General features: G+C 73.0%; 19 protein-coding genes. 14 read left to right on the top strand and 5 right to left on the bottom strand.

From position 1 onward, the window contains the following. Positions 1-13: 13 nt before the first annotated feature. Positions 14-1,606, bottom strand: a complete 1,593-nt coding sequence (locus tag IE180_RS19750; protein WP_190158210.1) for an FMN-binding glutamate synthase family protein — start codon at positions 1,604-1,606, stop codon at positions 14-16. A gap of 103 nt (positions 1,607-1,709) precedes the next feature. On the opposite strand from IE180_RS19750, the gene IE180_RS19745 reads away from it, so the two are divergent. Next, positions 1,710-2,096: a hypothetical protein gene (locus tag IE180_RS19745; protein ID WP_190158209.1), complete on the top strand. Its 387-nt coding sequence runs from the start codon at positions 1,710-1,712 to the stop codon at positions 2,094-2,096. 84 nt (positions 2,097-2,180) lie between these two features. Continuing rightward, positions 2,181-2,342 carry a DUF5670 family protein gene (locus IE180_RS19740; RefSeq protein WP_190158208.1) on the top strand — a complete coding sequence of 54 codons (162 nt, stop codon included), beginning with the start codon at positions 2,181-2,183 and terminating at the stop codon, positions 2,340-2,342. A 150-nt stretch (positions 2,343-2,492) separates the two neighbouring features. On the opposite strand, the gene IE180_RS19735 is transcribed toward IE180_RS19740, so the two are convergent. Continuing rightward, positions 2,493-2,720, bottom strand: a complete 228-nt coding sequence (locus IE180_RS19735) for a DUF5133 domain-containing protein (RefSeq protein WP_190158207.1) — start codon at positions 2,718-2,720, stop codon at positions 2,493-2,495. A gap of 287 nt (positions 2,721-3,007) precedes the next feature. On the opposite strand from IE180_RS19735, the gene IE180_RS19730 reads away from it, so the two are divergent. The 4 genes from IE180_RS19730 to IE180_RS19715 all read left to right on the top strand — a co-directional run bounded on the left by IE180_RS19730 (position 3,008) and on the right by IE180_RS19715 (position 11,027). Then, positions 3,008-6,760 carry a hybrid sensor histidine kinase/response regulator gene (locus IE180_RS19730; protein WP_190158206.1) on the top strand — a complete coding sequence of 1,251 codons (3,753 nt, stop codon included), beginning with the start codon at positions 3,008-3,010 and terminating at the stop codon, positions 6,758-6,760. Between the two features lie 114 nt (positions 6,761-6,874). Continuing rightward, a complete protein-coding gene (locus tag IE180_RS19725) occupies positions 6,875-9,349 on the top strand; it encodes a SpoIIE family protein phosphatase (RefSeq protein ID WP_190158205.1) in 2,475 nt (824 codons plus the stop codon). 51 nt (positions 9,350-9,400) lie between these two features. Further along, the gene (locus IE180_RS19720) at positions 9,401-9,772 is read left to right on the top strand and encodes an STAS domain-containing protein (protein ID WP_190158204.1); all 372 of its coding nucleotides are present in this window, start codon (positions 9,401-9,403) and stop codon (positions 9,770-9,772) included. 79 nt (positions 9,773-9,851) lie between these two features. Beyond that, on the top strand, positions 9,852-11,027 hold the full coding sequence (locus IE180_RS19715) for a PP2C family protein-serine/threonine phosphatase (protein ID WP_190158203.1): 1,176 nt from the start codon (positions 9,852-9,854) through the stop codon (positions 11,025-11,027). A gap of 118 nt (positions 11,028-11,145) precedes the next feature. Here IE180_RS19715 and IE180_RS19710 read toward each other — a convergent pair whose 3' ends face one another. Further along, positions 11,146-11,658: a MarR family winged helix-turn-helix transcriptional regulator gene (locus IE180_RS19710; RefSeq protein WP_190158202.1), complete on the bottom strand. Its 513-nt coding sequence runs from the start codon at positions 11,656-11,658 to the stop codon at positions 11,146-11,148. 107 nt (positions 11,659-11,765) lie between these two features. Here IE180_RS19710 and IE180_RS19705 point away from each other — a divergent pair, with 107 nt between their 5' ends. Together IE180_RS19705 and IE180_RS19700 are read left to right on the top strand one after the other, a co-directional pair. Beyond that, the gene (locus IE180_RS19705; RefSeq protein ID WP_229860637.1) at positions 11,766-12,977 is read left to right on the top strand and encodes a PP2C family protein-serine/threonine phosphatase; all 1,212 of its coding nucleotides are present in this window, start codon (positions 11,766-11,768) and stop codon (positions 12,975-12,977) included. Positions 12,978-13,094: 117 nt separating this feature from the next. Further along, complete coding sequence (locus IE180_RS19700; RefSeq protein ID WP_190158200.1) at positions 13,095-13,559, top strand: ATP-binding protein; 465 nt, start codon at positions 13,095-13,097, stop codon at positions 13,557-13,559. Between the two features lie 168 nt (positions 13,560-13,727). On the opposite strand, the gene IE180_RS19695 is transcribed toward IE180_RS19700, so the two are convergent. Next, on the bottom strand, positions 13,728-13,985 hold the full coding sequence (locus tag IE180_RS19695; RefSeq protein ID WP_190158287.1) for a WhiB family transcriptional regulator: 258 nt from the start codon (positions 13,983-13,985) through the stop codon (positions 13,728-13,730). Positions 13,986-14,139: 154 nt separating this feature from the next. On the opposite strand from IE180_RS19695, the gene IE180_RS19690 reads away from it, so the two are divergent. The 5 genes from IE180_RS19690 (at position 14,140) to IE180_RS19670 (ending at position 18,984) form a co-directional block, all read left to right on the top strand. Further along, positions 14,140-14,970 carry a DUF1206 domain-containing protein gene (locus tag IE180_RS19690; protein WP_190158199.1) on the top strand — a complete coding sequence of 277 codons (831 nt, stop codon included), beginning with the start codon at positions 14,140-14,142 and terminating at the stop codon, positions 14,968-14,970. Positions 14,971-15,202: 232 nt separating this feature from the next. Further along, complete coding sequence (locus IE180_RS19685; RefSeq protein WP_190158198.1) at positions 15,203-16,885, top strand: PP2C family protein-serine/threonine phosphatase; 1,683 nt, start codon at positions 15,203-15,205, stop codon at positions 16,883-16,885. After that, positions 16,882-17,997, top strand: coding sequence for a cobalamin B12-binding domain-containing protein (locus IE180_RS19680; protein WP_190158197.1), 1,116 nt, complete (start codon positions 16,882-16,884; stop codon positions 17,995-17,997). Before IE180_RS19685 ends, IE180_RS19680 begins: the two co-directional genes overlap by 4 nt. Beyond that, complete coding sequence (locus tag IE180_RS19675) at positions 17,994-18,398, top strand: STAS domain-containing protein (protein WP_190158196.1); 405 nt, start codon at positions 17,994-17,996, stop codon at positions 18,396-18,398. The genes IE180_RS19680 and IE180_RS19675 overlap by 4 nt, the downstream gene beginning before the upstream one ends. A gap of 163 nt (positions 18,399-18,561) precedes the next feature. Beyond that, a complete protein-coding gene (locus IE180_RS19670) occupies positions 18,562-18,984 on the top strand; it encodes an SsgA family sporulation/cell division regulator (RefSeq protein ID WP_190158195.1) in 423 nt (140 codons plus the stop codon). Between the two features lie 61 nt (positions 18,985-19,045). Here IE180_RS19670 and IE180_RS19665 read toward each other — a convergent pair whose 3' ends face one another. After that, positions 19,046-19,468 carry an ATP-binding protein gene (locus tag IE180_RS19665; protein ID WP_190158194.1) on the bottom strand — a complete coding sequence of 141 codons (423 nt, stop codon included), beginning with the start codon at positions 19,466-19,468 and terminating at the stop codon, positions 19,046-19,048. Positions 19,469-19,726: 258 nt separating this feature from the next. Here IE180_RS19665 and IE180_RS19660 point away from each other — a divergent pair, with 258 nt between their 5' ends. Next, positions 19,727-20,584, top strand: a complete 858-nt coding sequence (locus tag IE180_RS19660) for an RNA polymerase sigma factor SigF (protein ID WP_229860635.1) — start codon at positions 19,727-19,729, stop codon at positions 20,582-20,584. Positions 20,585-20,598 lie beyond the last annotated feature (14 nt).

The following is a 20,598-nucleotide window of genomic DNA, read 5'->3' as shown; positions in this document are numbered from 1 at the left end:
GCTGCGGACCGGGTCACCGGGGGGTGAACCGGTCGGGGTGAGCCGCCTTCCAGTCGCCTGCCCATGAAGACGGAAGCGATGCCGACGTGAGGAGCTGCCCGGCTTCGAGCGGCGTGTACAGGTCGGCGTGGGAGCGGACGGTGTCCGGGTCGACCCGGCGCAGCAGCATCGAGGGCGTCAGGCCGCTCGGCCCGTCGACGCCCATGGCGGCCATGATCTGCAGGGCGCTCTTGACGGTCGCCTCCTGGAAGCGCTGGACGCGGGCCGCCTTGTCCTCGACGTCCAGGGCCCGGGCGCGCCGACGGTCCTGGGTGGCGACCCCGACGGGGCAGGTGTTGGTGTGGCAGCGCTGGGCCTGGACGCACCCGAGGGCGAACATCATGGCCCGGGCGGAGTTGGTGTAGTCGGCGCCCTGGATCAGCCGCTTGACGATGTCGCCGCCGGTGGCGACCTTGCCGGAGGCGCCGATCCGGATCCGGTCGCGCAGCCCCGTGCCGACGAGGGACCGGTGGACCGTCGTCAGGCCCTCGGTGAGGGGGAGCCCGACGGCGTCCGCGAACTCCAACGGCGCCGCCCCGGTGCCGCCTTCGGCCCCGTCGACGACGATGAAGTCGGGCGTGACGTCCTCCTCCAGCATCGCCTTGCAGACGGCGAGGAACTCGCGGCGCGATCCGACGCACAGCTTGAACCCGACCGGCTTGCCCCCGGCGAGCTCCCGCATCCGGCCCACGAAGCGCACGAGCTCCCTCGGAGTCCGGTAGACGCGGTGGTACGGCGGGGAGATCACGGTGCGGCCCTCGGGAACGCCCCGGACCGCGGCGATCTCCCGGCTGACCTTGGACCCCGGCAGCACGCCCCCGATGCCGGGCTTGGCCCCCTGGCTGATCTTCAGCAGGACGCAGGCGACCTGGTCGAGGGCGGCCTTCTCGGCGAACCGCCGCGGGTCGAAGTCGCCGTCCTCCGTGCGGCAGCCGAAGTAGCCCGTGCCGATCTCCCAGACGAGGTCCCCGCCGGGGGCCAGGTGGTGCTCCGATATCCCGCCCTCGCCGGTGTCGTGGGCGAAGCCGCCGCGCCGGGCGCCCTCGTTCAGGGCGCGGACCGCCCGGTCCGACAGGGAGCCGAAGCTCATCGCGGACACGTTGAGCAGGGCCATGTCGTAGGGCCTGGCGCAGTCGGGGCCGCCGATCCGCACCCGGGGCGGCCGCGTGGGCACCGGGCGCGGGGCCATGGAGGGGACGAGGTAGTCGGTGCCCGGCCGGTCCAGCTCCAGCTCCGTCCCGAAGGGGTCCTCGGCATCGGTCCCCTTGGCCCGTTCGTAGACGATGGAACGCGTGTCCCGGTCGAAGGGCGCGCCGTCGACGTTCCGCTCGATGAAGTACTGCTGCACCTCGGGACGGATCGTCTCCATCGCGAACCGCAGGTGTCCCAGGAGCGGATAGTTGCGCAGGATCGAGTGACGCCGCTGGAGCAGGTCGTACGACGCCACCGCGGCGAGCAGGAGGGCGGGGCCCGCCGCGCACCACCACCACGGGGACACCAGGACGGCCAGGAGGCCGGTGACGAGGGCGGTGACGGCCGGGAGGCCCACGAGAAGAAGCGTCAGCATGCGGGCCGTCTGTCCCGGATCGCCCGGGCCAAGCGCGCCGTGCCGAGGGCGCCCGGTGCGCCGGGGGAGGTTTGCGGCGGGCGGCTCCGGCGAGACGACCCCCATGAGTGCTTCGGAGAAGAGTGGACAGAGCCCGTTCCGCCGGGTCGGCCCGTACCTCGCGTCCGACCGCGCCGGCACGCCCCGCGACGCGGGCCGCGCCGCGGGGGCGGGAGAGGGGCGCACGGGCACCGCGGAGACGCGCGGCCCGGCGACCATGGGGGAGCTGCGGTTCCTTCCGCTCCCGCCCGTCGAGGCGGCGCGCCCGTCCGCGCCGGCGGCCCGTGGCGCCGGGGACGGGCTGTGGACCGCCGTCCTCTCGCTCACCGCGGTGACGGCCGGTGCCGCCGTGAGCGCGACGGCCGCGATCACCGCCGCGTACGCGCTGGGCCACCGGGCCGGGCGGCGCGGCCGGGGCCCGGTGGCCCGGTTCTTCGAACGCCGCTTCTGAGGGACGGCGGGTTTCCTTCCCCTTCCGTCCGCACATGCCGTTCAACTGTCCCCGAGTACGTGTCATCCCAGGAGGTCGATACACATGGTTCCCCTGCTGCTGGTTCTTCTTCTCGCCCTGCTCCTCTTCGGCTTCGGTTTCGCGGTCAAGGCGCTCTGGTGGATCGCCGTGATCGTGCTCGTCCTGTGGCTGCTGGGCTTCGTGGCCCGGCCGAAGGGCAGCTCGGGCCGCTGGTACCGCTGGTAGCAGGCCGCTGATACCGCTGGTGGCGGGCCGCCCACGGTGTGAACCCACCGGGCGAGCCCGCCCACGGCGCCGGCCCACCGGGTGAGCCCGCCCACGGCACGAACGAGCCCGGCACCCTCCGGAAGGAGGGTGCCGGGCTCGTCCGCGTGCTCAGGCGGTCAGCACGGAGTCGTCCTCGGGGCGCGCGCCCGGCAGCCGGTGGCGGGCCGCGATCAGTGCCGTGTCCACGTCACGCGTACCGGTGGAGACGCACAAGGTGTACGCCAGGTCCTCCATGCGCCGCCGCACCTCGTCGCTGCCGTTCTCCGCCTGGAGGACCTGGAGGGTCTCGTACTGCTCGATGAGGTTGCGCAGGACCACGGGGTGGGCCATCAGCACGTGCTGCTCCCTTCGTCGTCGGGGCGTCGACCGCCCGGCTCGACGCGCCGTGTACCCGGGTTCCGGCGTCGCATACGGAGGGAGCGTCCGGAAATCCTGGGACGACGGGTTCCGGCCGCTCGACGCGGCACCGCTCTCCTCCTGTCGATCACGGAAGGGTAGGGTCGTCATCATTGCCGTACGGCAACGGTCGAGGCCGGAGCCGTCGTGGGACCGCGGACGGTACGGCATGTGAACGTGACCGAACGGCCCGTGAACGGATGCCTGAAGGCGAACGAGGATGAGGCATGTCTGAGACGATGATCAAGGGCTCCTCGATCGAGGAGCGGCCGGAGCCGGGCGCGGTGGCAGAGCCTGAGCTCCGACAGCTCCTGGCCGGCCTCACGGCGGTGCGGGACGGTGACTTCGGCACCCGCCTGCCCGACGAGGCGGGCGGCCTGATGGGCGAGATCTCCACGGTCTTCAACGGGATGGTCGACCAGCTCTCCCTGTTCACCTCCGAGGTGACGCGAGTGGCCCGCGAGGTGGGCACGGAAGGAACGCTGGGCGGTCAGGCCGTGGTGCCCGGCGTCTCCGGCTCCTGGGCGGACCTGACCGACTCCGTGAACGCCATGGCCGGCAACCTCACCACCCAGGTCCGTGACATCGCTCACGTCGCCACCGCCGTCGCCAAGGGCGACCTCTCCCAGAAGATCGACGTGGACGCCCGCGGCGAGATCCTGGAGCTGAAGAACACCATCAACACGATGGTCGACCAGCTCTCGAACTTCGCGGAGCAGGTGACCCGAGTGGCCCGGGACGTGGGCACCGAGGGCCGGCTGGGCGGTCAGGCCGAGGTGCAGGGGGTCTCCGGCACCTGGCGCGACCTGACCGACTCCGTCAACTCCATGGCGGGGAACCTCACCGCGCAGGTGAGGGCGATCGCCCATGTCGCCACCGCGGTGGCCTACGGCGACCTGTCGAAGAAGGTCGCCGTGGACGCGCGCGGCGAGATCCTGGAGCTGAAGAACACCATCAACACGATGGTGGACCAGCTCTCGTCCTTCGCCGACGAGGTGACCCGCGTCGCCCGTGAGGTGGGCACCGAGGGCCGCCTCGGCGGCCAGGCCCGGGTGCCGAACGTGGCCGGCACCTGGAAGGACCTCACCGACAACGTCAACTCCATGGCGAGCAACCTGACCGGCCAGGTCCGGAACATCGCCCAGGTCACCACCGCCGTCGCCAACGGCGACCTCTCCAAGAAGATCGACGTGGACGCCCGCGGCGAGATCCTGGCGCTGAAGACGACCATCAACACGATGGTCGACCAGCTGTCCTCGTTCGCGGCCGAGGTGACCCGCGTGGCCCGGGAGGTCGGCAGCGAGGGCCGGCTCGGGGGACAGGCGGAGGTGGAGGGCGTCTCCGGCACCTGGAAGCGGCTGACCGAGAACGTCAACGAACTCGCCGGGAACCTCACCCGACAGGTTCGAGCCATCGCCGAGGTCGCCAGCGCCGTCGCCGAGGGCGACCTGACCCGCTCGATCACCGTCGAGGCGTCGGGCGAGGTGGCCGAGCTCAAGGACAACATCAACGCGATGGTCGGCTCGCTGCGCGAGACGACACGGGCCAACCAGGAACAGGACTGGCTGAAGTCCAGCCTGGCGCGGATCTCCGCCCTGATGCAGGGCCCCCGCGACCTGGCCGTGGTCGCCGAACTCGTCATGGACGAGCTGACCCCGCTCGTGGCCGCCCAGTACGGCGCGTTCTACCTGGCCGAGGAGGGCGAGGACGGCATCGAGCTGGGACTCGTCGGTTCCTACGGCCGGCCCGCCGGCGACGGGGGCAAGAACCGTTTCCGGCTGGGCGAGTCGCTCGTCGGGCAGGCCGCCCGCAGCCGCCGCACCATCGCGGCCGAGAACGTCCCCGCCGACTACGTCGCCATCTCCTCGGGGCTCGGCCGGACGTCCCGGGGCAGCCTGGTGGTGCTGCCGATCGTCGTCGAGGACCAGGTGCTGGGCGTCATCGAGCTGATGTCCTTCAGTCCCTTCACCTCCGTGCACCGGGACTTCCTGGAACAGCTCATGGAGACGGTGGGCGTCAACCTCAGCACGATCGTCGCCAATGCCCGTACCGACGAACTCCTGGACGAGTCCCAGCGGCTGGCGGCCGAACTGCGCTCACGCACCGAGGAGCTCCAGGCGCGGCAGGAGGAACTCCAGCGCTCCAACGCCGAACTGGAGGAGAAGGCGGCCCTGCTCGCGACGCAGAACCGCGACATCGAGGCCAAGAACCTGCAGATCGAGCAGGCCCGGCAGGAGCTCGAGGACCGCGCCCAGCAGCTCGCGCTGGCCTCGAAGTACAAGTCCGAGTTCCTGGCCAACATGAGCCACGAACTGCGCACCCCGCTCAACAGCCTCCTGATCCTGGCCCAGCTGCTGGCCCAGAACCCGACCCGCAACCTCACGGCCAAGCAGGTGGAGTACGCCGGCATCATCCACTCGGCCGGATCGGATCTGCTGCAGCTGATCAACGACATCCTCGACCTGTCCAAGGTGGAGGCCGGGAAGATGGACCTCAACCCGGAGCGCGTGGCGCTGCGCAAGCTCCTCGACTACGTCGAGGCCACCTTCCGGCCCCTCACCTCGCAGAAGAGCCTCGCCTTCACGGTCTCCACCGCCGCGGGCGTCCCCGTGGACCTGGTCACCGACGACTCCCGGCTCCGGCAGGTGCTGCGGAACCTGCTGTCCAACGCCGTCAAGTTCACCGAGCAGGGCAGCGTCGAACTCCGCATCGAACCGGCGGCGGACGGCGAACTCCCGGCGACCGTCCACCGGGGCGGCCCGGTCGTCGCCTTCCGCGTCACCGACACCGGCATCGGCATCGCCCGCGAGAACCTGGAGGCGATCTTCGGCGCCTTCCAGCAGGCCGACGGGACGACCAACCGGAAGTACGGCGGCACGGGTCTCGGCCTGTCCATCAGCCGAGAGATCGCCTACCTGCTCGGCGGCGCCCTCACGGTCGCCAGCGTGCCCGGCGAGGGCAGCACCTTCACCCTCTACCTGCCCGTCACCCGCCCCGACTTCACGGAGCAGCCGGTCCTCACCGACCCGGCGGCGGACGGCCAGGCGGCCCTCCCGGCCGCGGCGCCGGAACGGGACGACACCCCCGCCCTCCCCCCGCGCCCCGCCACGCACTCGACCCGGCAGACGCGGCGCCTCCTCGTGATCGAGGAGCGCCCGCGCGGACTCCTCGCGCTCGTCGCCGAGAACGCCCTCACGGAACTCGACGCCGACGGCGGTCGCGCCGACCAGGACGGCATCGAACTGATCGCGGTCGTCGGCCCCCAGGAGGCCGCCGCGGCCCTGGCCACCCAGGCGTTCCACTGCGTCGTGCTCGACGTCGACATGGCGGACGGCGACGCCCTGCGCTTCCTGGACGCCATGGACGGCGACGAGGCCCTGCGCACCGTCCCCGTCCTCGCCCACAACAACCGTCGGCTCGCCGCCGACCAGGAGCGCGCCCTCCAGGAGCTGGCCCGCCGACGGCCGCTGGAACTCCTCTCCAGCCTGGACGAACTGCGCGAGCGGATCGCCCTGCACCTGTCCGCGGAGCAGCCCGGCGACGTCGTGCCCCTGGTACGGGGAGAACACCGGGCCCCGGAGCCGCAGACCATCGACACCACGCTGCAGGGCCGTACCGTCCTCGTGGTCGACGACGACGCCCGCAACCTCTACGCCCTCAGCGGCATCCTGGAGCTGCACGGCATCACGGTGCTGCACGCCGAGAACGGCCGGAAGGGGATCGAGACACTCCTCGCCCACACGGCCGTCGACCTGGTCCTGATGGACGTGATGATGCCGGAGATGGACGGCTACACGGCGACCGCGCGGATCAGGGAGATGCCGCAGTACGCGGAACTGCCCGTCATCGCGGTCACCGCCAAGGCCATGCCGGGCGACCGGGAGAAGAGCCTCGCCGCGGGTGCCAGCGACTACGTGACCAAGCCGGTCGACGCCGACGAACTCATCGCCTGCGTCAGCCGCTGGCTGAACGAGGGATAGCCCCGTGGCAGCCCCCACCGGCCCGTACCGCACCCCGCCGCGGGCACCGCGCCCTCCCGCGCGGCCCCGCCCGTCCGGCGGCCCCGAGGCCGTCCTACCCGAGGAGACGTCGACGTGAGTGGCCCCCATCTCCGGGACGGAGACCCGCGCTCCGGCCCCCACGGGGAAGACGCTCCGGCGCCCGCGGCGACCGCGGCGGCCGTCCCCGTCCAGGCCTCCGCCGTCGGCGACCGGCCGTCGGCGGAGGACCGGTTCGCGATCGGCCGGCTGGCGGCCACGGTGGAACGCCTGCGCGGCGAGGTGCGCGCCGCGCACGCGGCGGCCGAGGGGCGCGCCCTGGTCGAACTCGCCAAGGGAGTGATCGTCGAACGCCTGGGCTGCGGCCCCGCCCAGGCGGCGCGACAGCTCGCCGAACTGGCCGACCAGGCGGGCCTCTCCCAGCTGGAGCTGGCCGCGGACATCATCAACCAGGCGGCCCGCGACCGGGTCGCCGAGGCCGCCGGCGATTTCCTCAGGACCGCCGCCGGCGAGCCCGGCCGGGCCGCCGGGGCCGACGCCTCGGTCGGCGTGCGCCTGCGTACGGCCGAGAGCGCGGCGCTCAGCGCGGACGACACCCAGTCCGTCGCCGAGTCGCTGCTGGCACACGCCCTCGAACCCCTCGGCGCCGTCGCCGTGGCGATCTGGACCACCGGCCCGGACGCCTCGCTGAGCCTGCGCGGCCACGCCGGGTTCGGCGCCGACGAGGCGGACCGCTGGCACCACGTACCGCCGGGCGTGACCACCGCGGCCCGGCAGGCGCTCACCGGCCGCCGTACGGTCTGGTACCCCTCGCTGGCAGCCGCCGGCATCCCCTCGATCGGGCGCACGCGCCACCCCGACGGCGGCCGGGTCGTCGTCCCCGCCGGGACCGGCGGCCGCATCCACGGGGTCCTGGAGATCTGCTGGGCCCGCCCGCTGGACCCCCAGCCCCAGGCCGTGGAGCGCCAGCTCGAAGCCCTGGCCGAACTCTGCGCCCACACCCTGGAGGCACTTCCCGCCCAGGCCGTGCCGACGCGCCCCCTGGCCCCCGGCGGGGACGGACCGCTGGAACTGGCCGAACTCGCCGACGGACTCTACGACCCCGTCCTCGTGCTGACCCCTCACCTGGACGAGGAGGGCAGGCTGGCCGACTTCCGCATCCGGCACGCCAACGCGCACTTCCAGGACCCGGCCGGCCGGCCCCGGAGCGCCGTCGACGGGGCGCTGCTCCTGGAGGCGTACCCCGCGACGGCGGGCGGGAGCGACCTCTTCGAACAGATCGAGCGGGTCTACGCCACGGGCGAGCCCTTCCGCTCCCGGCGGACACGGCTGACCGCACTCGTGGACCAGGTGCCGCTCTCCTCCTTCGCCGACATCAGCATCAGCCGGCACGGGGACAGCGTCTTCCTCATCTGGCGCATCGAGGACGAGTCGGCCCGCCTCGCCAGCCTGCTGCAGCACGCCCAGCGGCTCGGCCGGGTCGGCGCCTTCGAGGAGGACGTCCTCACCGGAGAGATCACCTGGAACGGCCAGCTCTTCGACCTCTTCGGCCGGCAGAAGACGGAACCGCCCGTCTCCCTGCGCGAGCTGGCGGCGCACGTCCATCCCGACGACGCCGACGTCATCCGGCGCTTCCTCCACTCCGTCCTGCACCAGCGACGGGCGGGCTCCACGTCCTTCCGCCTGCTGCGCCGGGACGGGGTCACGCGCCACATCCGGGTGATCGCCGAACCCGCCCTGGGCGCCGACGACCGGCTCCAGGCGGTCCGGGGCGCCTACCAGGACATCTCGGCGCAGCACTGGACCGAGGTCGCCCTCACGGCCACCCGCGACCGGCTCGTCGCCACGGAGGAGGAGGCGGAAGAACGCAACCGGCTCACCCTCCAGCTCCAGCACGCCATCATGCCCCCGGCCAAACCGCCGCTCGACGCGCCGGGACTCGACGTCGCCGTGCGCTACCGCCCGGCCGAGACCGAGTCCCTGGTCGGCGGCGACTGGTACGACGCCGTCGTGCTGCCGTCCAAGAAGGTGCTCCTGTGCGTCGGGGACGTCGCGGGCCACGGCGTGGAGGCCGCCACCGGGATGGTCGTCCTGCGCAACGCCCTGCGCGGCCTCGCCGTCACCGGCGCGGGGCCGGCGCAGCTGCTGTCCTGGCTGAACAGCGTCGCCCACCACCTCACGGCCCACGTCACGGCCACCGCCGTCTGCGGGATCTACGACCCCGAGACCCGCACGCTGCGCTGGGCCCGGGCGGGACACCTCCCGCCGGTGCTCGTCCGGGAGAGCGAGGCGGCCGACCTGCCGCTGCTCCGGGGGCTGCTGCTCGGGGCCCTCGCCGACGCCGAGTACGAGGAGACGGAGCTCCGGCTCGAGCCCGGCGACACCGTGCTGATGTACACCGACGGTCTCGTCGAACGGCGGGACACCTCCGTGCACGATTCCGTCGCCCAGCTGCTGGCCACCGCCCGGCTGCCGGCCGACGGTCTCGAACGACGACTGGACCTGCTGCTGTCGCGCAGCAAGTCGGACACGGACGACGACACGTGTCTGATCGGTGTCCAGGTGACCTGATCGCCGACCGGCCGCCCCACCGTCCGTCCCCCACTGTGGAAAGCAGGGAACATGTCCGAGCAAGAACCGAACCTGAACGTCGACGTCACGATCCGCGACACCGGCACGGCGGTGCTGTCCCTGGGGGGCGAACTCGACATGGAGACCGCCCAGCTGCTCGACGACCGCCTGGCGGAACAGCTCCGGCAGGGGCGGGCCCGTCTCGTCCTCGATCTGTCCTCGCTGGGCTTCATGGACTCGTCCGGCCTGAACGTCCTCATCAGAGCGGTTCACAAGGCACGCGCCCTCGGGGGAGACCTGTACCTCGCCGCGCCGACGTCGCCGGTGAGACGCATCCTGGAGATCACCGGAGTGACGACCACGATCCCGCCGCACGACGGCGTGGCCGAGGCACTGGCCGCCGCCGGCGGCGGCGCGAGGTAGACGAAGGGCGGTGCGGCCCCGGGCACGGGACCGCGCACGGGGCAGGAAGGAAGCGGGAGCAGGAAGGAAACGGGAGAACGTGTACGAGATCGCCGACGTGGAGCAGGCGCTCCGCAGGGCAGCCCCGCACCAGCTGGTGAGCGTCGTCGAAGACGCCCTGCGGAAGCACTGCGGCGCCCGGCGGGTGGAGCTCCGTCTGGCCGACTACGGACTGCGGACCCTCCAGCCCGTCGAGCGCGGGCCCGGTGCGGCGCCGTCGATCCCGATCCACGACAGTCCGCAGGGGCGCGCCTTCGGCGCCCAGGAGCCGTACGTCACCCGCGTGTCCGACGAGCTCCTGATCCACCTTCCCGTCACCGTGCGGGGAGAGCGGCTGGGCGTCCTCACCGTCGGGCTGCCGCCGGGGGCCGACGTCGGGGCCCTGCTGCCCGGACTCGTCCAGGTCTGCGAGGGGCTCGGGCACGAGATCCTGGTGGCCGAGCGGGACACGGACCTGTACGTGCTGGCCCGGCGGGCGACGCGGCTGACCCTCGCGGCCGAGATGCAGTGGCAGCTCCTTCCCGGACGCTCCTGCACCCGTCCCGAGTTCGCCCTCGGCGCCCACCTGGAGCCCGCCTACGCGATCTTCGGGGACAACTACGACTGGTCGGTCTCGGCCGGCCGGCTGACCCTGACCGTCACCAACGGCATGGGGGAGGGCATCGAGGCCGCCCTGCTGACGAACCTGGCGATCAACGCGCTCCGCAACGCCCGCCGGGCCGGTCTGGGCCTCGCGGACCAGGCCGCCCTGGCCGACCAGGCCGTGTACGCGCAGTACCGGGGCAGCGCCTTCGTGTCGGTGCTCCTCCTGTGCTTCGACCTCGCCACCGGCGAGGTGGAGGCCGTGGACGCGGGTTCGCCCCGTCTGTGGCGGCTGCGGGGCCCCTCCGTCGAGTCCGTCTCCTTCGAGGCGCAGCTGCCCCTCGGCATGTTCGAGGACTCCCCCTACGTGCCCGAGCGGTTCACCGTGCGTCCGGGGGACCGCCTGCTCTTCGGCAGCGACGGAGTGTACGCCGCCGTCTCGCCCGACGGGGAGAGCTACGGGGAACGGGCGCTGGCCCGCGCGCTCAGCGGCACACGGCTGCTTCCGCCCACGCACGTGCCGCAGGCGGTGCTGCGCGAACTCGCCGCGTACCACGGCGACACCCCGCTGGAGGACGACGCCCTCGTGGTCTGCCTCGACTGGTACGGACCTCCGTCAACAGTTGCCGTGTGACAACTGTATCCTTGGGGCAACACCTGGCTCATGCCCGGTTGAACGCATCAAGGATGACCGGAGGGTGGCAGTGGGGACATGGAGTGTGCGGCCGGCCGACGCCGGCGGCGCGCGGAGATCAGGCCGAACTGACGTCCTTCAGCGGCGTGTCAGGGCGTGACGAGCTCGCCGGCGCGCCCTCTCCCAGTGCCTCCTGGAAGCCGGTGAGCCCCCGCAGCAACGCCTTGCGGCTCGTCGGCGACATGGCGGCGACGACCGCGAGCAGGGCCTCCTCGCGCTGGACCCGCAGGTCCCGCAGGTACGCCTTGCCGTGGGCGGTCAGGTGCAGCTCCAGCTGCCGCCGGCTCACGGAGCTGGGCAGCCGCTGGACGAAGCCCAGCGCCTCCAACCGGTCGCACATGCGGCTCACCGAAGGCGGCGCGGACCCGAGCAGGTCCCCCAGCGTGCGGAGGCTGATCCCCTCCTCGCGGTCCAGGCTGTACAGCACGCGCAGCTGACTCGCCGACACCGGTGTCGGCGACACCATGTCCCGACCGCGCTCCCACAGCACCTCCAGGAGCTCGATGAGCTCCCTGGCGGCCTGAGCCGTCTGCTGCTGCTCCCGCTGGGGCGGGGCGGGGTCGATGTTCATGGCTGCCGACACTCCTCGGGCGTCCGGGGCTGAGGACGTCGGCCTTCCGACGGACCGGTCATCTCCACATCTCTCCAGAAGGCGGTACGGACTCGGTGGATCGACACGTGACAGTGGAAAGCGCACTGCGCGGGGCGGCACCACACCTCCTCCTGGACTCCCTCCGTACCAGTCTCGCGCAGCAGTACGCCGCGTCCTGCGCCGACCTGCTCCTCATCGACTACGGGTTCACGTCTCTGCGCCCCGTGCGGCCCGTGCAGACACCTGCCGGGGTGCGGCACGTGCCCGTGGACGCGGGGCCCGTCGGTCGTGTCTTCCGCACGCAGCAACCATATCTTTTCCGTGATGACGGGCCCACGGCGACCGTTTGCCTTCCCGTCACGGTCCGCGGCGACCGGCTCGGCGTCCTCGTGGTCGTGCTGCCCCCCGACCGTGCCGTCCCGGGGACCGTCGAGAGCCTCGGCCGCGTCGCCGAGACCCTCGGACACGCCCTGCGCGTCGCCGACCGCCACACCGACCTGTACCGCAGCACCCGCAGGACGCACGCCCTCACCGTCGCCGGGGAGATGCAGTGGGACACCCTGCCGGGCCGGGCCTGCACCGGGCCGGCCTTCGACCTGCACGCCCACTGGGAGCCCGCCTACACCTCGGGAGGACACCTCCTGGACTGGAGCGTGACCGAGGACGAGCTGCTCCTCGTCGTCGCCGACGGCGCGGGCCCCGGCACCCCGGCCGCCCTCGTGAGCACCCTCGCCCTGAACGCCATCCGCAACGCACGGCGGGCCGGACTCGACCTGGTGGGCCAGGCCAGCCTCACCGACCAGGCACTCTACGGCCAGTACCGGGGGAAGAGCCCGCTCGCCGCCCTCCTGCTGCGCCTCGACCTGACCGCCGGCGGGATCGAGGTCGTCGACGCCGGGTCGCCGACGCTCTGGCGGACGCGCGGAACCACGACCGAGCGCATCGAACTGGACCGCCAATTGCCCCTCGGCATGTTCGAGGACACCGTCTACGCCACACAGCGCCTGCGCCTCCTGCCCGGCGACCGGCTCGTCTTCGTCGCCTGCGACGAGGGCGACCCTCCGCGCGGCGGGGAGAACGAGGCGCTGGACGGTCCCGTCGCCCGCGCTCTGGCGCGGGCCGGCCGTCTGAGCTGCGCGGACGCGCCCGGAGCCGTCGTCCGGGCCCTGCGGGAGACGCCCCGCGACGCACCGGACGCCGTCCTCGTCGTCTGCCTCGACTGGCACGGACCCGAGACCGGGCGGTCCGCTCCGGTGACGTGCGGGGGCGGCGGCCCGCTCCCGCCTCCCACCCCCTGACACGATGTTGCCGGGCGTGATCCTCGATGCGGGCGGTGTGGAATCCGTGAGGAGGGGAAAGGCGGAGTACGAGGTGCCCAGTGCGCCGCCCATTCGTACGAGGGGAGTGCCAGGGCCATGACGGACGCGATCACCGCGGAGCGTGCGGTACCGGAGCCCTTGCTGTCCGCGAGTGCCGTGTTCGACAGCACCGCCGACGGCGGAGCCATCGGATCCGCCCGCGCCTTCACCGCCGACTTCCTCGCGGCCGCCCCGGCGGTCCGGGGGGAACCGGTGACGCGGGAACGCGTCGACCTGGCGAAGCTGGTGGTCAGCGAGCTGGTGACCAACGCGGTCCGGCACACCTCCGGCCCCTGCCGGCTGCTCCTCGAACTGCGTCAGGACGCCCTGGAGATCTCGGTGTTCGACCGTGCGGCGGCCGCCCCCGTGCCCCGCGGACACGACCCGCGCCGGATCGGACAGCACGGCGTCGAGATCGTCGTCGCCGTCTGCGAGAGCGTGAGCGTGGAGCCGGAGCCGGACGGCAAGCGGGTCCGGGCGCGCCTCTCCCTCCTGTCGGCGGACGCCGGGGCGGGAGCCTGACGGCCGGTGCGCCCGCGCGGGGCACCGGCTCCTACGGAGCCCGCCCGGCCGGAAGACGCCCTCTGACGTGCCGATCCGGCCGGAAGACGCCCTCGGACACGCCGATCCGGCCGGAAGCCCTCGCACCCACGGGCCCGGCCGGAATCCCTCAGGGGCGTCGGCCGGACCTCAGCGCCGCTCGCCGGACGTGCGGCGCGACCGCCGCCGGAGGGAGCGGCGCTCGCTCTCGGTGAGGCCGCCCCACACACCCGTCACCTGACGGGAGTCGTCCATGGCCCAGCTCAGGCACTCCGCCCGCACCGGACAGCGCCGGCAGACCTCCTTGGCCTCGTCGGCCTGGACGACCGCGGAGGGCCCCACCCCCACGGGGAAGAACAGGTCGGGGTCCACCTCGCGGCAGGCCGCCGCCGCCCGCCAGCCGTCCATGTGGCCCTCCCGGGTGTCCATGTGATCCTCCTGGTGAATGCGTCGGTACTCGTCTCCATCCGCCTGACCCCCCGTCGGCGGCCGAAACCGCCCGGGGGCGATTCGTCCGGCACGAACAGGGCATCCGGAGGTCGACCGAGAGGAGCGAGGCGACATGACCACAGTGAAGGCCCACGTGCCCGGCACGGGGAGAGCGGTCCGCGACGAGGCCGTACGGGCGGGCGCCCGGGCCGGTTTCGCGGCGCGGGGCGTGCTGTACCTGCTCGTCGGAGCGCTGGCCGTACGCATCGGGCTGACGGGGACGGACGAACAGGCCGACCGGGGAGGAGCCCTCGCGCACATCGCGGCCACTCCGCTCGGCGCCGTCCTCCTCTGGGCCCTGGGCATAGGCCTGGCGGGAATGGCGGCGTGGCGCCTGTCGGAGACGGTCCTCGGAGGGGCCGGCCCCAAGGGCGACAAGGCGTACCGGCGAGCCCTGTCCGCCGGCCGCTGCGTCTTCTACGCCGTCTCCGCCTTCCTCGTCCTCTCCTTCGCGACGGGGGAGCGGGGGAGCGGCGAGGGCTCGACCGACCGGCAGAGCCGGGACCTCACCGCCCGCCTGCTCCAACTCCCGGGCGGCCGTTGGTGGGTCGGCGCGGTCGCCGTCGGCGTTCTGGTGACCGGGCTGTGGATCGCGGGCAGGGCGGTCCTGCGGAAGTACCGGGACCACCTGGCGTGGGGGCGCCTGACGACGTACCAGCGCCGCTTCATGGACGTGACCGGAGTGGCCGGCGGCATCGGGCGCGGCCTCGTCTTCGCCGCGCTCGGGCTCTCCGGCGTGCGGGCGGCGACGGCGTTCGACCCGAACCGCGCCAAGGGCACGGACGACACGATCCGTTCGTTCGCACAGACCCCGGCGGGCCCGTGGCTGCTGCTCGCCGTGGCCGCCGGCCTCGTGCTCTTCGGAGCCTTCTCCTTCGGCCAGGCGAAGTGGCGCGAGCTCTGATCCCGCCCCGTCGCACCCGGCTCCGCCGTCGTCCCGTCGCACCCGGACCCGGCCCGGGGAGTGAGCCTTCCGTGAAGCTCCTGTGCCGGAAAGGTGGGGGTATGGCGTGGGGGCGCCCGGTCCGTGCCGGAAGAGGGGGGTTCACTTGATGTGCGGCGCGCACTGAGGAAGGGTGGGCGGGTCAGCTGTCGTCGAGCGGGAAGGTGGTGGGCCACCACGGGCGGCCACGCATATGACTGTTTTCGAACACGAGTCCGGTCGGTCACGGGTCACTCCCACGGTCGCGGGCACCTCCTGGCTCTGCTCGCCCCATCCGGCGCTGGTGGCAGACCGCCAGGGCGGCGTCGTCGAGTTCAACGACGCCGCGGCGGACCTCTTCCCCGAGATGGGCGTCGGCTCGTGGCTGGACGAGGTCGTTCCCGCCTGGCTGGCGGACGCGCACCGGCGACTGGCCCGTCCCCCGCGGACACGGTCCGCGGAAGCATCCGTCCGCACGGGGCGTCCCTCCCTGCGAGGGAGCCACGAGGGCCGTCTCCTGCGGGCCCACCCCACCGAGTCCGGCCACGGTGACGTCGCCTGGTGGCTGGTCGACGACTCCGACCTGACCGCGGCGCAGGAGGCCCTGAGGGCCGAGCAGGAACGCACCGCGCTCCTGGCCGAGGCGTCCACGCAGCTGCTGTCCTCGCTGAACCCGGACCGGTGTCTGGAGAAGGCGGCCCTGCTCGCCGCGGCCCACCTCGCCGACGCGGCGCTCGTGATCTCCCCGCCCGTGAGGAACCGGTACGGGGTGGTCACCGCGGTGGGGGAGCGGGTCACCGGGCTCCAGGTGGCGATGGATCCCACGGCGGTTCCCGGCCTGGCCGAGGCCCTCCAGGGCTTCCCCCCGGTGCCCGCCCGGTGGATCGACCCGGCCGAACTGCCGGAATGGGCCGTGCCCGAGGGCATCGAAGGACCCCCGGGATCCGTCTCCATCACCTCGCTGCCGGGCCACGGCGTGCCCGCCGGCGTCCTGATCCTGCTGCGGCGCAGCGGCCGGTCGGCCTTCGACGCCTCGGAGGAACTCTTCGCCCGGCTGTTCGCCGCCCGTGCCGGCGCGGCGCTGTCGGCCGCCCGCATGTACGCCGAACAGGCGCGCATCACCCGCGCGCTGATCGCCGAACTCCTCCCGCCGCAGCTCCACCACGTCCACGGGGTCGACTTCGCCGGCGGCTACCGCACCTCCCAGGAGACGGAGAGGATCGGTGGCGACTTCTACGACGTCCACGCCGGGGCCGACGCCGACCAGGAGTCGCTCGCCGTCCTGGGGGACGTGTGCGGCAAGGGGCTGGACGCCGCCGTGCTCACGGGAAGGATCCGCAGCACCCTGCACGCGCTGCTGCCCCTCGCGGACGACCACCAGAACGTCCTGAAGCTGCTCAACGGAGCCCTCATGACCGCCCGTCACACCCGTTTCGCCACGCTGGTCCTGGCTTCGGTGAGACGCGCGGGCGGACGGGTGCGGCTCAGGCTGACCAGCGCCGGGCACCCCGGGCCGCTGATCCTGCGCACCACGGGAGAGGTGGAGGAGGCGGACACGAGCGGAACCCTGGTGGGAGCGCTCGCCGAGGTCACCTCCCGGTCCGCGACCGTGCACCTGGCCCCCGGGGAGACGTGCCTGCTCTACACGGACGGGATCACCGAGGCCCGGGGCGGGCCGCTCGGGTCCGTCATGTTCGGGGAGGAGCGGCTCAGGGCCGCGCTGGCCGAGTGCGTCGGACTGCCGGCGGAGGCCGTCGTCGAACGCATGCAGATGATCGCGGGCCACTGGGTGGGCAGCGGCCCGCACGACGACATGGCGGTCGTCGCGATCACCGCGCCGCACACCACCCATCTGTCGGCGGTCAACGGCCACACCCGGGGCAGGTACACCGTATGACCACACACACCACGACCTCCTCCGGCCTCGACGCCGCCCGCGAGCGGCTGTGGGCGGCCCTCGGGGAGAGGGACGAGGAGGCGGCCGCCGCGGCGGTCCTCGACGCCCGTGACGCCGGGACACCGGTGGAGGAGGTCCTCCTCGACGTCATCGGCTCCGTGCAGGCCCGGCTCGGCCGGGCATGGGCGGCCGGCCGGATCAGCGTCGCCCAGGAGCACGCCGCCACGGCCATCCAGGACCGCCTCGTCGCCGCCCTCGCCCGTCGGACCCCGCCCTCCCCCCGGACCCGGCCGGCCCGCCCGGGGGGAGACGGCACGGTCCCGCAGCGCGTCACCGTCGCCTGCGTCGACGGGGAGTGGCACGCCCTGCCCGCCCGCCTCCTCGCCGAGGTCCTGAGCGGCCGCGGCTTCCTCGTCGACTACCTCGGAGCGCACGTCCCCACTCCGCACCTGATCGCGCACCTCCACCAGACCGGGGCGGACGTGGTCGCGCTCTCCTCGACCCTGCCCGTCCGCCTGCCGACGGCCCACGCGGCCGTCACCGCCGTCCAGGCCATAGGGATCCCCGTGATCGTCGGCGGTGCCGCCTTCGGTCCCGACGGCAGATACGCCCGTCTGCTCGGCGCCGACGGGTGGGCGCCCGACGCCCGCGCCGCCGCCTCCCTCCTGGCCGGGGGCCTGCGGCGTCCCGAGGGAGCCCGGACCGGACCGGGCCAGGGCCTGCCCCACCTGCTCGACCAGGAGTACACCCTCGTCACCCGAACCCGGGCCCAGCTCACCCGTGACGTCCTCGAAGGGCTGGAGGCCAAGGTCCCGGCCATGGCCGCGTACACCGAGGAACAGCGGGAACGGACCGCCGAGGACATCGCCCACATCGTCGACTTCCTCGCCGCGTCCCTGTACACCGACGACGCCGAGCTGTTCACCGGCTTCCTCACCTGGACCGCGGAGGTCCTCCGCGTCCGCGGCGTCCCGAGCGGCGCCCTGTCGGCCGCGCTCGACCTCCTCTCCGACGTCCAGCACGACTTCCCCCGCGCACAGACCCATCTGGCCGCCGGACGTCGTGCCCTCGCCCACGTACCCGCACCCCAGGCCTCCGGACTCCACGCATGACCGCATTCCCCGACCACGCCTTCGAACTGGCGATCGCCACCGGCCAGGACGGCGTCCTGTACGCGGAGATCGCCGGCGACCTCGCCTGGGACGTCACCGACGAGCTGCTGGACGCCGTCCGTGCCCACCTCTCCTCGGGCCCCGGCCCCTCGGACGTCCACCTCGACTGCGCCCGGATGACCCTGTGCGACTCGATGGGCCTCTCCGCCTTCCTGGCGCTCCGCCGGGACACCGAGGCGGCGGGGGTGCGGCTGCACATCGAGCGCAGGCCGGCCTTCCTCGACCGGCTGCTCCTGCTCACGGGCACGTACGAGCACCTGACGGGGACGACCGGGACGGCCGGGGCCGGTGGCGTCGCCCCGGGCGAGGAAGCGGACAGTCCTCGGCTGCCACGCCCCTGACGGGACTTCGCCCCGGCCGCGGGCCCGGTGGCCCGGTGGGGGGGGCCTTCACGCGCCCACGGCGGAGCCGATACGTCCATCGGAGGGACCCGAGGTGTGAGAGGGACGTGACGGGTCATGCGGACACCGCACCCGCTCGCCATGCCCTCGAAGGAGAGGCCCCATGCTCCAGCCCGTCGCGCCGCTTCCCGCACCGCGCGCCCTCACGCGACACATGGCCATGGAACTGCTCACCCCGGACGCCGCGGTCCGGATCGACACCACCGTCGGCTACTCCTCCCGCGACCCCCACGCCCTGAGTATCGCCTTCCACCTCGTGGACCCCAGCCCCGTCGTGTGGTGCCTGGACCGGGAGATGGTCCTCGCCGGATCGCACGCCCCCGCCGGCACGGGAGAAGTCCACCTCCGCCCCGTCCCCGACGGCGGCCTCCTCCTGAGGCTCGGCCGGCCCGGAGACCGCGCGACGGTCCGGTGCGACCAGGAGGAGCTCACCCGCTTCGCCCGCGAGACCTTCGTCCTGGTCCCGCGGGGCACGGAGGAACAGCACATCGACTGGCAGCCGTTGCTCGCCTCCCTCAGGCGCTGACGTACGCCGTCCGCCTCCCCGGACAGTGGCGCGCGGGGGCGGCCGTCACACCGGCGAGACCTCAGGAAGGCCGGTCGGGCGAGGCCGGCCGGAAGCAGGCGGTGACGTCCTTGCCCCGGGGGCAGGGACGGGCCTGCCAGTCGTCGGCGAGGGCGTCGATCAGGAGCAGGCCGCGCCCGCCGAGGGAGCCCTCGTCGGGACGGCGCTGCTCGGGCACGTGGGACGACGCGTCGTGCACGGTCACGTGCAGGCACTCCTCGTCCCACGTCAGGATGAGCTGGGCGTCGCTGTGGGCGTGGACGTGGGCGTTGGTGACCAGCTCGGAGACGGCCAGGACGACGGAGTCCACCAGGTCCGGCGCCGTACGGTCCCAGCCGAGGGCCGCCAGGTGCTCACGCGTCCAGTCCCGCGCCGTCTTCACGCCGCTGCTGACGGGCAGCGTCCGCGCCCATCCGACGGCTCTCAGTGAGGGATCCCGCGCCATGTCTCTCCTTCGCTCGGTCACGCTACCCGTTCCGTCTGCCCCGGCCCCGGCGCGAGAACCCGGAAGCGGACGACCGGACCCGGCCCGGACGCGGACCGGAGAGGCCGCAACGGGGACTGCGGAGACGGCGGCTGACGGCTCCTCACGCCCGGCACGAAGATTTCTCGAAAAACATGGGAATGGAGTTTCAAGGTCGGGGTAGGCGGCTGCCATCGGGCCACGAATCCGGGTTCGGGACGAGGACGAGAGGGGATAGGTGTGACGGTCACCACGATGTCGGCCACGGGTATTGAGGTCGGGACGGGGGCACTTCCGGCGGTCCCGGACCCGCTGGCGGTCGCGCCGAAGGACGCCCGAGCCCTGTCGAAGGTCTTCTTCCAGCAGCTCACGGTGCTGGAGGAGGGGACCCACGAGTACCAGTACGCGCGCAACACCCTCATCGAGATGAACATGAGCCTGGTCCGCTACGCGGCCGGGCGGTTCCGTCACCGCGGCGACGAGATGGAGGACATCGTCCAGGTCGGCATGATCGGCCTGATCAAGGCGATCGACCGCTTCGAGCTCTCCCGGGAGGTCGAGTTCACCACGTTCGCCGTCCCCTACATCGTCGGCGAGATCAAGCGGTTCTTCCGGGACACCTCCTGGGCGGTCCACGTGCCCCGCCGCCTGCAGGAGGCGCGGGTGGAACTGGCCAAGGCGACCGAAGAGCTGAGCACGCGCCTGGGCCGGATGCCGACGGTCAAGGAGCTGGCCGAACTGATGAGCCTCACGGAGGAGGAGGTCACCGAGGCGCGCCTGGCCTCCAACGGCTACAACTCCTCCTCGCTCGACGCCGCGCTGAGCGGCGAGGAGGAGAACGGGGACGCCTCCCTGGCCGACTACATCGGCAGCGAGGACCCCGCCATGGAACTGGTGGAGGACTTCCACGCCCTCGCCCCGCTCATCGAAGGCCTCGACGAGCGCGACCGGCGGATCATCCACCTGCGGTTCGTCGAAGAACTCACCCAGGCCCAGATCGGGGAACGGCTGGGCTGCTCCCAGATGCACGTCTCCCGGCTGCTCTCGCGCACGCTGAACCGCCTGCGCGAGGGCATGCTCGCCGACGACTGCAACTGACCCGAAGGCCGACG

The organism is Streptomyces litmocidini, assembly GCF_014649755.1.
Lineage (GTDB): Bacteria > Actinomycetota > Actinomycetes > Streptomycetales > Streptomycetaceae > Streptomyces > Streptomyces litmocidini.
The sequence above is the reverse complement of the archived record's forward strand: the minus strand, read 5'-3'. Positions and strand labels throughout refer to the sequence as shown.